Origin of the sequence: Klebsiella sp. 18074, from assembly GCF_902705905.1 — a bacterium.
GTDB classification, from domain to species: domain Bacteria; phylum Pseudomonadota; class Gammaproteobacteria; order Enterobacterales; family Enterobacteriaceae; genus Klebsiella; species Klebsiella terrigena.
The window spans coordinates 93,643-105,673 of sequence record NZ_CACSIS010000002.1 but is presented as its reverse complement, the minus strand read 5'-3'; the positions used below and the strand labels follow the sequence as shown (position 1 = coordinate 105,673).

The following is a 12,031-nucleotide window of genomic DNA, read 5'->3' as shown; positions in this document are numbered from 1 at the left end:
AACGGCAATCTTACTCGCCCTGCTCTGCGACCGGAGCTTCCGGTGCGCTTACAGGCTGAGTCTGCTCAGTTGCTTCTTTGATGCTTAGGCGGACGCGGCCCTGACGGTCAACTTCCAGAACCTTAACCGGCACTTCCTGACCCATCTGCAGGTAATCGGTGACTTTCTCGACGCGCTTGTCGGCGATCTGAGAAATATGCACCAGACCTTCTTTACCGCCGCCGATGGCTACGAATGCGCCAAAGTCAACGATACGGGTCACTTTACCATTGTAGATACGGCCGACTTCGATCTCAGCGGTAATCTCTTCGATACGACGAATCGCGTGCAGCGCTTTATCGCCGTCGGTCGCTGCGATTTTCACGGTACCGTCATCTTCGATTTCGATGGTGGTGCCGGTCTCTTCAGTCAACGCACGGATTACGGAGCCGCCCTTACCGATAACGTCTTTGATCTTGTCCGGGCTGATCTTGATGGTGTGGATACGCGGTGCGAATTCGGAGATGTCGCCGCGCGGCGCGTTAATCGCCTGCTCCATTACGCCCAGGATGTGCAGACGCGCACCTTTAGCCTGGTTCAGCGCAACCTGCATGATCTCTTTGGTGATACCTTCAATTTTGATATCCATCTGCAGAGCAGAGATACCGTCGCGGGAACCCGCAACTTTGAAGTCCATATCGCCCAGGTGATCTTCGTCGCCCAAAATATCGGACAGAACGACATAGTTGTCGCCTTCTTTCACCAGACCCATCGCGATACCCGCAACGGAGGCTTTAATCGGCACGCCGGCGTCCATCAGTGCCAGAGAGGCGCCGCAAACGGAAGCCATGGAAGAAGAGCCATTAGATTCGGTAATTTCAGAAACCACGCGAACGGTGTATGGGAACTCTTCAGTGGTCGGCATCACGGCCAGCACGCCGCGCTTAGCCAGACGACCGTGACCAATTTCACGACGCTTCGGTGAGCCTACCATTCCGGTCTCGCCTACGGAGTACGGAGGGAAGTTGTAGTGGAACAGGAAGGAGTCGGTACGATCGCCCATCAGCTCATCGATGTTCTGTGCGTCACGCGCGGTGCCCAGGGTCGCGGTAACCAGCGCCTGAGTTTCGCCACGGGTGAACAGTGCGGAACCGTGGGTACGCGGCAGTACGCCGGTACGAACGTCCAGACCACGAATCATATCTTTTTCACGGCCATCGATGCGCGGCTCGCCTGCCAGTACGCGGCTACGAACGGCATTTTTCTCGATAGCGTGCAGAATTTCACCCAGCTCGTTAGCGTCCAGGGTTTCATCTTCAGCGGTCAGCGTAGCGATAGTTTCAGCTTTGATCACGCCAATCTGAGCATAGCGCTCTTGTTTGTCAGTGATGCGGTAAGCATCGCTCAGGCGAGCTTCAGCCAGGGCGGCAACGCGGGCGTTCAGCGCGGCGTCTACGACTTCCGGCTGCCATTCCCAGCGCGGTTTACCCGCTTCTTTCACCAGATCATTGATGGTCTGAATAACAATCTGCTGCTGCTCGTGGCCGAACACCACCGCGCCCAGCATCTGGTCTTCGCTCAGCAGTTCTGCTTCAGATTCAACCATCAGGACCGCAGCTTCGGTACCGGCAACAACCAGGTCCAGCTTACTCTCTTTCAGCTCATCCTGAGTCGGGTTCAGTACGTACTGGTCGTTGATGTAGCCAACGCGCGCGGAGCCGATAGGACCGTTAAACGGAATACCGGACAGGGACAGCGCAGCGGAAGCACCGATCATGGCAACGATGTCCGGGTTAACCTGTGGGTTAACGGAAACCACGGTAGCAATAACCTGCACTTCGTTAACAAAACCTTCCGGGAACAGCGGACGAACCGGGCGGTCAATCAGACGCGCAATCAGGGTTTCGCCTTCGCTTGGACGGCCTTCACGACGGAAGAAACCACCCGGAATTTTACCTGCTGCGTAGGTACGTTCTTGATAGTTTACGGTCAGCGGGAAGAAATCCTGGCCTGGCTTCGCTTTCTTCTGGCCAACAACGGTAACGAATACCGCAGTGTCATCCATGCTTACCATGACAGCAGCAGTGGCCTGGCGGGCCATCATGCCGGTTTCCAGGGTAACAGTGTGTTGGCCGTACTGGAATTTACGAACGATCGGATTTAGCAAAATTCTATCCTTTTATCAAAAAGTGACGCTATATCGAGGATATAGCGTCAGATGACCCGATCTTCTGCATCCTCGCGACTAATGACAACCTTTACCCGCCCCTGCGGATGAAGCCTCTCATTAGCCGCGCGAACCTCTGCACGAAGATCATTAATAGCAACAATACATGAGTTTTTAGCTAATTGCTGCCGCCTGGTCGAAAAAAGGGGCCCTGAGGCCCCTTTTTCTGAAACTCGCAGAACTAGCGACGCAGACCCAGACGCTCGATCAGCGAAGAGTAACGTGCAACATCTTTACGTTTCAGGTAGTCGAGCAGTTTACGACGCTGGGAAACCATGCGCAGCAGACCACGACGGCTGTGGTGATCTTTTTTATGCTCGGAGAAGTGACCCTGCAGATGGTTAATCTGGGCAGTCAGCAGTGCAACCTGAACTTCGGTAGAACCGCTGTCGTTTTCGCCACGACCAAACTCAGAAACGATTTTTGCTTTAGCTTCAACGCTTAGAGACATTTTGAACTCCAAAAATTAAAAGAAAGAAAGGGTGCCGATCTCTAATTCAGCAACCCCTGATGCGACGCCCGAAAATGTTAAAACATTTTTGCGGACGTCAGGCGGCGATATTCTACTCGCAGCCAGCTTTTATCGCAAGAACAGCCCTCAGACAGGGTATTCAACGACCAGACGACGCGGCGCCACGCGGCCTTCGTCATCAATCTCGCCCATGCCGAGAAACTTCTCGTCTTCACCTTCCGTTACGCGAACCAGGCCCTGCTTCGGCGCGCCAGAAGTGCGGACCGGATTACCGTTTTTAAAGTATACCGCCGACGTTTCGGGAATATTAACCAACGGATAATCTGACGCCGGGCTGTCCATCGGCATCAGCAGCGGATCGAGCAGCTGCGCGGCAGGAATATCCTGCTCTTGCGCCTGTTCAACCAGTGCCTGCAGCTGTTCTAGCGTCACCATGCGTTCAACAGGATATTTGCTGACGGCCAGGCGGCGCAGGAAAATAACGTGCGCACCGCAGCCTAGCTTTTCGCCTAAATCGTCGATAATCGTCCGAATATAGGTCCCTTTTGAACAGTGGATTTCCAGCTCGAGCTCATCGCCTTCATGGCGAATAAACAGCAGCTCGTAGACGGTAATCGGCCGGGCTTCGCGCGGGACGTCAATCCCCTGACGGGCATATTCGTACAGCTTTTTACCCTGGTACTTCAGCGCCGAATACATGGACGGTACCTGCTGAGTCTCGCCACGAAAATCTTCCAGCGCGGAGGCCAGCTGAACATCGCTAAAGGCCAGCGGGCGCTCTTCCACCACCTGGCCATCGGCATCAGAGGTGTCAGTGCGTTGACCCAGTTTGGCAATGACGCGGTAACGCTTGTCAGAATCGAGCAGGTACTGGGAAAACTTGGTCGCTTCTCCGAGGCAAATCGGCAACATGCCGGTTGCCAGCGGATCCAGCGCGCCGGTGTGCCCTGCCCGGTTAGCGTTATAAATACGTTTTACTTTTTGCAGTACGTCATTGCTGGAAGCGCCCTGGGGTTTATCCAGCAACAGCACGCCGTGCACATCGCGGCCGCGACGACGAGGACGACTCATTAGTCCTCCTTGACGTCGTCCGGATTAACACGACGCTCATCGTCATGCTTCACCACGCTGGTCACCAGGTTAGACATGCGCATCCCTTCGACCAGCGAGTTGTCGTAGAAGAAGGTCAGTTCCGGCACGATACGCAGACGCATCGCTTTACCCAGCAGAGAGCGGATAAATCCGGATGCTTCCTGTAGCGCTTTAATACCCGCCTTAACAGCGGCTTCATCTTTGTCGTTCAGGAACGTCACGAACACTTTGGCATAGGCCAGATCGCGGGACATTTCTACGCCTGAGACGGTAGTCATCATGCCCAGGCGCGGATCTTTAATTTCGCGCTGCAGGATGATAGCAATCTCTTTTTGCATCTCCTGAGCTACGCGCTGCGGGCGACCAAATTCTTTCGCCATAATAAATTCTCCAGAATAAAGACAAAAAAGGGGCTATAAGCCCCTTTTTAGAATTATTGCCGGGTGGCGCTTCGCTAACCCGGCTTACCTTCAGCGATCTTCTGACAATGTTGGGCTGCAGCAACAGGCACTGCGGCCCAGCAGTCGACGAAGATTACGCGATGGTACGTTGGATCTCGATGATTTCGAACACTTCGATCATGTCGCCAACGCGAACGTCGTTGTAGTTCTTAACGCCGATACCACATTCCATGCCGTTACGGACTTCGTTAACGTCATCTTTGAAGCGGCGCAGGGATTCCAGCTCGCCTTCGTAGATAACCACGTTGTCACGCAGTACGCGGATTGGGTTGTGACGCTTAATCGTACCTTCGGTAACCATACAGCCCGCGATGGCGCCAAATTTCGGCGATTTGAACACATCACGCACTTCAGCCAGACCAATGATCTGCTGTTTCAGTTCCGGAGACAGCATGCCGCTCATTGCTGCTTTAACTTCGTCGATCAGGTTATAGATGACGGAGTAGTAGCGCAGATCCAGGCTTTCAGATTCAATCACTTTACGAGCAGAGGCATCAGCACGTACGTTGAAGCCAACCAGGATAGCGTTGGATGCCGCAGCCAGGGTCGCGTCGGTTTCGGTGATACCACCTACGCCAGAACCAATGATCTTCACTTTGACTTCGTCGGTAGACAGTTTCAGTAAAGAGTCAGAGATTGCTTCCACAGAGCCCTGAACGTCCGCTTTCAGTACTACGTTCACTTCGTGAACTTCGCCTTCGGTCATGTTAGCGAACATGTTCTCAAGCTTAGACTTCTGCTGACGCGCCAGTTTGACTTCGCGGAATTTGCCCTGACGATAGAGCGCAACTTCACGCGCTTTTTTCTCGTCACGAACAACGGTCACTTCGTCACCCGCTGCCGGAACGCCGGACAGGCCGAGGATCTCAACCGGAATGGACGGACCTGCTTCCAGCACTTCCTGACCCAGTTCGTTACGCATTGCACGAACGCGGCCGTATTCGAAGCCACACAGAACGATATCGCCCTTGTTCAGAGTACCTTCACGTACCAGAACGGTAGCAACCGGACCACGACCTTTATCCAGGAAGGATTCGATAACCGCACCGCTTGCCATACCGTTACGAACGGCCTTCAGCTCCAGAACTTCAGCCTGCAGCAGGATGGCGTTCAGCAGGTCGTCGATACCGGTACCGGCTTTCGCAGAAACAGGGATGAACTGAGACTCGCCGCCCCACTCTTCCGGCATCACGCCGTACTGAGACAGTTCGGTTTTAACGCGATCCATATCCGCTTCTGGCTTATCGATTTTGTTGACCGCAACCACCACCGGCACCTGCGCTGCTTTCGCGTGCTGGATAGCTTCGATAGTCTGCGGCATCACGCCATCGTCCGCGGCAACAACCAGAACAACGATATCCGTTGCCTGAGCACCACGAGCACGCATTGAGGTGAACGCGGCGTGGCCCGGGGTGTCCAGGAAGGTGATCATGCCGTTTTCAGTTTCAACGTGGTACGCACCGATGTGCTGGGTGATACCACCCGCTTCGCCGGATGCCACTTTCGTTGAGCGAATATAGTCGAGCAGCGAGGTTTTACCGTGGTCAACGTGACCCATGATGGTCACAACCGGTGCACGGGCTTCTGCCGCAGCGCCGGTATCACGGTCGCTCATTACCGCTTCTTCCAGCTCGTTCTCACGACGCAGGATAACCTTGTGGCCCATCTCTTCGGCAACCAGCTGTGCAGTTTCCTGGTCGATGACCTGGTTGATGGTCGCCATTGCGCCCAGCTTCATCATCGCTTTGATGACCTGAGAGCCTTTGACCGCCATCTTGTTAGCCAGATCGCCAACGGTGATGGTTTCGCCAATGATAACGTCACGGTTCACGGCCTGAGCCGGCTTCTGGAAGCCCTGCTGCAGAGAAGAACCTTTACGCTTGCCGCCTTTACCACCGCGTACTGCCGCACGGGCTTCTTCGCGATCGGCTTTGGATTCAGCGTGCTTGTTGCCTTTCTTCTGAGGGCGTGCTGCTTTGGCGTTACGGCCACGGCCACGACCGCCTTCAACTTCACGGTCGTTGTCGTCTTCTGCCTGACGGGCATGCTGAGACGTGGTCACGTGATAGTCAGAGGTTTCTTCAACAGGCGTTTCTGGGGTTTCGGTCCAGTTCTTTTCGTTTTCTGCGGCCATACGGCGTGCATCGTCTGCCACGCGGCGCGCTTCTTCTTCAAGCTTGCGACGTGCTTCTTCTTCCGATTTACGCTTCAGCTCTGCAGCTTCGTTTTCACGGCGGCTCTTTTCAGCCTGGGCGGTTTTTGTCATTTCGTCGGTTTGTTGATTGCTCACTTTGTCTTTTTCCGCGGCTTCACGTTTCGCTTTATCAGCGACTTCACGTTTAGCTTGTTCTGCGGCCTCACGTTCAGCTTTTAATTGCGCCTCTCGCTTAGCCGTTTCTTCAGCTTCACGATGGGCCTGCTCTTCCGCTTCACGCTGCGCCTGCTCTTCCGCGGCAAGGCGTTCTGCCTCTTGCGGATCGCGTTTCACAAAGGTGCGTTTCTTGCGGACTTCGATTTGTACCGATTTGCTCTTTCCACCGGTACCTGGAATATTTAACGTGCTGCGCGTTTTGCGCTGCAGCGTCAGCTTGTCGGGCGCCGAGCCGTGTTCACGGTTCAGGTGCGTCAACAAGGTTTGCTTCTCTTGCGCGGTCACAGAGTCATCGACCGATTTGCGGATCCCTGCATCAGCAAATTGCTGTATCAGGCGATCCACAGAGGTCTGAATCTCTGAGGCCAGCGCTTTAATGGTCACATCTGTCATGCTGTTCCTTCCTGCTACAGTTTATTACGCTTCGTCGCCGAACCAACAAATATTACGGGCGGCCATGATGAGCTCTCCGGCTTTTTCGTCGGTCAAGCCTTCGATATCAGCCAGATCATCAATGCCCTGCTCGGCGAGATCTTCCAGCGTACAAACGCCACGGGCAGCCAGTTTGAAAGCCATCAGACGTTCCAGACCTTCCAGATTCAGTAAATCATCGGCAGGTTTGGTATCTCCCAGGCTTTCTTCCTGAGCCAGCGCCAACGTGGTCAGTGCATTTTTCGCACGCTCACGAAGTGCTTCAACGGTGGCTTCATCCAGACCGTCGATTTCCAGCAGTTCTTTCACCGGCACATAGGCCAGTTCTTCCAGAGTGGCGAAACCTTCTTCAACCAGCATCGTGGCGAAATCTTCATCAATATCAAGATACTTAGTAAAAGTATCGATTGCCGCATGGGCTTCTGCCTGGTGCTTAGCCTGCAGGTCATCAACGGTCATGACGTTGAGTTCCCAGCCGCTCAGCTGCGATGCCAGACGCACGTTCTGACCGTTACGGCCGATCGCCTGCGCCAGATTGCCCGCTTCAACGGCGATATCCATGGTGTGCTTGTCTTCATCCACCACGATAGACGCAACGTCAGCCGGAGCCATCGCGTTAATCACGAACTGCGCCGGGTTATCGTCCCACAGGACGATATCGATACGCTCGCCGCCCAGTTCGGTAGAAACCGCCTGAACGCGCGCACCGCGCATGCCGACACAGGCGCCAACCGGATCGATACGCTTATCGTTGGTTTTCACCGCGATTTTCGCACGAGAACCCGGATCGCGAGCGGCAGCTTTAATCTCGAGAACTTCTTCACCGATTTCCGGCACCTCAATGCGGAACAGTTCGATCAGCATTTCCGGCTTAGAACGGGTAACGAACAGCTGAGCGCCGCGCGCTTCCGGACGTACCGCGTACAGAACGCCGCGAATACGGTCGCCTGGACGGAAGTTTTCACGCGGCAGCATATCTTCACGCAGGATCACGGCTTCAGCATTGCTGCCCAGATCCAGAGTGATGTTATCGCGGTTCACTTTTTTCACCACGCCGGTGATGATTTCACCTTCGTGCTCGCGGAACTGATCGACAACCATGGCGCGTTCGGCTTCACGTACTTTCTGTACGATAACCTGTTTTGCCGTTTGCGTGGTGATACGGTCGAAGGTGACGGATTCAATCTGGTCTTCGACAAAGTCACCAGGATTCATGCTTTCGTCTTCGTAACGCGCCGCTTCAAGCGTAATTTCGCGAGTCGGCTGGGTAACTTCTTCAACGACCAACCAGCGACGGAAGGTGTCAAAATCACCGCTACGACGATCGATGCTCACACGCACGTCGATCTCTTGCTCGTATTTTTTCTTTGTCGCCGTTGCCAGAGCACTTTCCAGCGCTTCGAAAATCTTTTCGCGCGGCAGCGATTTTTCGTTGGAAACGGCTTCAACAACAGCCAAAATTTCTTTGTTCATCGGGGCCTTTCACCTCAATCCAGACTGTTAAAAGTGGGGAACCAGGTTCGCCTTCTGGATGTTACTCAGCGCGAACACTTCATCTTTGCCTTCGACGGTTACCGTGATCATTTCACCGTCTACCGCTTTGATAACGCCCTGCCATTTGCGGCGATTTTGAACCGCCATACGCAGTACCAGCGCAACTTCTTCACCGGAAAAACGCGCATAGTGTTCGGCGGTAAACATCGGGCGATCGAGACCAGGTGAAGACACTTCCAGGTTATAAGCAACGGTGATCGGATCTTCGACGTCCATGACAGCACTGACCTGGTGGCTTACATCAGCACAATCATCAACATTGATGCCATTGTCACTATCAATATAGATGCGCAGTGTGGAAGTGCGACCACGAACGAATTCGATGCCGACCAGCTCAAAGCCAAGCGCTTCAACCGGCGCAGTGAGCATCTCTGTTAATTTTTGCTCTAATGTGGACAAACCCACCCCCAAGACATAAAAAAAGGGCGTATAGCCCAGTTATTCTGAAGTCAGATAACAAAAAACCCCGATAAATCGGGGTTTTAGATAACTGAACCCTGCGATCGCAACTGCGATCTGGAACACTTCCAGGAGAATTCTTTCAAATTCGGCTACAAAGGACCAGGTCCTCACAGTATATTTGAAAAAGTACTCAAAGGGAAAGTGGTTGCGGGGGCCGGATTTGAACCGACGACCTTCGGGTTATGAGCCCGACGAGCTACCAGGCTGCTCCACCCCGCGCCTGAAACGTGGCATATTTTACTCTTATTAAGTAAAAGACGCAAATACTGCTGGGATTTGGTACCGAGGACGGGACATAAAATCGTGGTAAAGTGTATTGATAAACCCTATATTCTGTCAACATGTTTTTCACATTGTCCGGTTACCGTTTATGCTGGTATTTCGCCCTTTTTTAGCAAAAAAGCAATGAATCACTTCCTGTCATCCATAAAAGATGATTAAATGAAAACTCACTATTAGTGCATAAACATGCAATAGGGACATATCCCATTTGACGTGATTTTTACGCCACCTTGGCATGGACAGCGCGAGAAGACCGGCGTGTATGGTTATACATAAAGGTTTTTAAGCATGACCCTGAACCTCAATGGCAAACGGAATAGTCAAATGGGACAGGTTCTGGACCTGGTAAACCGAACTCACAACAGTCTATCTAGCAGGGTTTTATTTTATGACGACGATTCTTAAGCATCTCCCGATTGGTCAACGTATTGGTATCGCTTTCTCTGGTGGACTGGATACCAGCGCCGCCCTGCTGTGGATGCGTAAAAAAGGCGCGGTACCTTACGCCTACACCGCTAACCTGGGCCAGCCGGACGAAGAGGATTACGATGCTATTCCTCGCCGCGCCAAAGAGTACGGTGCCGAGGGCGCTCGTCTGATCGACTGCCGTAAACAGCTGGTTGCTGAAGGCATTGCCGCTATCCAGTGCGGCGCATTCCATAACACCACCGGCGGCCTAACCTATTTTAACACCACCCCGCTCGGTCGTGCCGTTACCGGCACCATGCTGGTTGCCGCGATGAAAGAAGATGGCGTTAACATCTGGGGTGATGGCAGTACTTATAAAGGCAACGATATTGAGCGCTTCTATCGTTACGGCCTGCTGACCAATGCTGAGCTGAAAATTTACAAACCGTGGCTGGATAGCGACTTTATCGATGAGCTTGGCGGACGTCAGGAAATGTCCGAGTTTATGATTGCCTGCGGTTTTGACTACAAAATGTCCGTTGAGAAAGCCTACTCCACTGACTCCAACATGCTGGGCGCAACCCACGAAGCGAAGGACCTGGAATTCCTGAACTCCAGCGTCAAAATCGTCACCCCGATCATGGGGGTTAAGTTCTGGGATGAGAGCGTTAAGATCCCGGCGGAAGAAGTGACCATTCACTTTGAGCAGGGTCATCCGGTCGCGCTCAACGGCCAAACCTTCAGCGATGACGTGGAGCTGATGCTGGAAGCAAACCGCATCGGCGGCCGCCACGGGCTTGGCATGAGCGACCAGATTGAAAACCGTATCATCGAAGCAAAAAGCCGCGGCATCTATGAAGCCCCGGGCATGGCGCTGCTGCACATCGCCTATGAGCGTCTGCTGACCGGCATCCATAACGAAGATACCATTGAGCAGTACCACGCCCACGGGCGCCAACTGGGTCGCCTGCTGTATCAAGGACGCTGGTTTGACTCTCAGGCGCTGATGCTGCGTGATGCGCTGCAGCGTTGGGTGGCGAGCGCGATTACCGGTGAGGTGACGCTGGAGCTGCGTCGCGGTAATGATTACTCCATTCTGAACACCGTCTCCGACAACCTGACCTATAAAGCAGAGCGTCTGACAATGGAGAAAGGAGATTCAATGTTCTCCGCAGAAGATCGTATTGGCCAGCTGACCATGCGTAATCTGGATATCACCGATACCCGCGATAAGCTGTTCGGTTACGCACAATCCGGCCTGCTCACCGCGTCTTCAACCACCGGTCTGCCGCAGGTTGAGAATTTGGAAAATAGAGACAAATAATCTATTTTCATCTACTCTTTCAGCCGACGCTAATCCGTCGGCTTTTTTCTTTCGTCAGAATTGCGCACCCTAAAACCTGCGGCTCATAATTTTACCGGTCGCGGTATCTAATAATTATTGTCTATAATCTTCCGCATAGATTTGCCCTTTCCGATATGAGGCCCCAATGAATATAAAACCCCCGGTCAGACCAAAGCGGGATATCGATCGCCTGCTGGAGACGCTTGAACCTTACGCCACGCCAATGAATGTGATTGCGCGAAAAAGGCTGACCTGTGACTATAAAGGCAAAACTCAGCTCTATCTTTTTAAAAAGGGCGAGCTGTCAGTTATCCGTTCATCTGATAAATTACTGATCGTTACCGTCTATGAACCGCATCTCTTTGGCGTCGCGGAAATGCTCCAGCCGAGCCGGAGCCACGGGCTACGGGCGGAGATCCCTTCCGATGTTTTACGTATCGATAGCGATCGCGCCATCCAGCTGTTCCGGGAGCACGGCCTGTGGGAAGAGGTCACCAGCCTGCTCGCATACCATACCTCGTACCTGGTTTATCGGGACGATTTGGTCCTGCAGCAGCGAACCTACTCGGTCATCCGCAATCATCTGATGGAGATGCTTCTTATGCCTGATGAAACGCGGCTACGCGTATCTATTCTGGAATATATTCAGGACCGAACCCATCTTTCGCGCAGCAGTATTCTGAACGTGCTGTCAGCGTTAAAAAAAGGCGGATATATTGAGTTCGCCCGCGGTGGTTATTTGCAAAGCGTGAACAAGCTACCTGAGAAATTCTAAGCAACCGCGCTTGTGCTTATCGCTGATGTATTGCAGAGCCAGCGGTCAGGGCCCTGGATGCAATTTAAATTTAAACAAACAAATGATAACGGCAAGCGATAAATAATTTTACTCTGGGCGCCTGTATTTATCGCACTGAAAAATGTGCGTTAAAAACCAAACAACAGGCCC

The 12,031-nt window shown here is 53.1% G+C and carries 9 protein-coding genes and 1 tRNA gene; 2 read left to right on the top strand and 8 right to left on the bottom strand.

The features are described from left to right. Window positions 1-10 precede the first annotated feature (10 nt). The 8 genes from pnp to GVK32_RS02065 all read right to left on the bottom strand — a co-directional run bounded on the left by pnp (window position 11) and on the right by GVK32_RS02065 (window position 9,269). Complete coding sequence (pnp, locus tag GVK32_RS02100) at window positions 11-2,146, bottom strand: polyribonucleotide nucleotidyltransferase (RefSeq protein ID WP_123708945.1); 2,136 nt, start codon at window positions 2,144-2,146, stop codon at window positions 11-13. Window positions 2,147-2,387: 241 nt separating this feature from the next. After that, window positions 2,388-2,657 (bottom strand): 30S ribosomal protein S15, encoded by a 270-nt coding sequence (rpsO, locus tag GVK32_RS02095; protein ID WP_004868066.1) that lies wholly within the window; start codon window positions 2,655-2,657, stop codon window positions 2,388-2,390. 147 nt (window positions 2,658-2,804) lie between these two features. Then, the gene (truB, locus tag GVK32_RS02090; protein WP_159864654.1) at window positions 2,805-3,749 is read right to left on the bottom strand and encodes a tRNA pseudouridine(55) synthase TruB; all 945 of its coding nucleotides are present in this window, start codon (window positions 3,747-3,749) and stop codon (window positions 2,805-2,807) included. After that, window positions 3,749-4,150, bottom strand: coding sequence for a 30S ribosome-binding factor RbfA (gene rbfA, locus GVK32_RS02085; protein ID WP_041147389.1), 402 nt, complete (start codon window positions 4,148-4,150; stop codon window positions 3,749-3,751). The genes truB and rbfA overlap by 1 nt, the downstream gene beginning before the upstream one ends. A 154-nt stretch (window positions 4,151-4,304) precedes the next feature. Then, window positions 4,305-6,995, bottom strand: coding sequence for a translation initiation factor IF-2 (gene infB, locus GVK32_RS02080; protein WP_128877084.1), 2,691 nt, complete (start codon window positions 6,993-6,995; stop codon window positions 4,305-4,307). Between the two features lie 24 nt (window positions 6,996-7,019). Then, entirely contained in the window at window positions 7,020-8,507 is a 1,488-nt protein-coding gene (nusA, locus tag GVK32_RS02075; RefSeq protein WP_045856615.1) for a transcription termination factor NusA, read from the bottom strand. A gap of 27 nt (window positions 8,508-8,534) precedes the next feature. Beyond that, entirely contained in the window at window positions 8,535-8,987 is a 453-nt protein-coding gene (gene rimP / locus GVK32_RS02070; protein WP_072051836.1) for a ribosome maturation factor RimP, read from the bottom strand. 205 nt (window positions 8,988-9,192) lie between these two features. Further along, window positions 9,193-9,269, bottom strand: a tRNA-Met gene (locus GVK32_RS02065). 451 nt (window positions 9,270-9,720) lie between these two features. On the opposite strand from GVK32_RS02065, the gene argG reads away from it, so the two are divergent. Then, window positions 9,721-11,064: an argininosuccinate synthase gene (argG, locus tag GVK32_RS02060; RefSeq protein ID WP_045856611.1), complete on the top strand. Its 1,344-nt coding sequence runs from the start codon at window positions 9,721-9,723 to the stop codon at window positions 11,062-11,064. Between the two features lie 166 nt (window positions 11,065-11,230). Beyond that, the gene (locus GVK32_RS02055) at window positions 11,231-11,860 is read left to right on the top strand and encodes a winged helix-turn-helix transcriptional regulator (protein WP_159864651.1); all 630 of its coding nucleotides are present in this window, start codon (window positions 11,231-11,233) and stop codon (window positions 11,858-11,860) included. Window positions 11,861-12,031 lie beyond the last annotated feature (171 nt).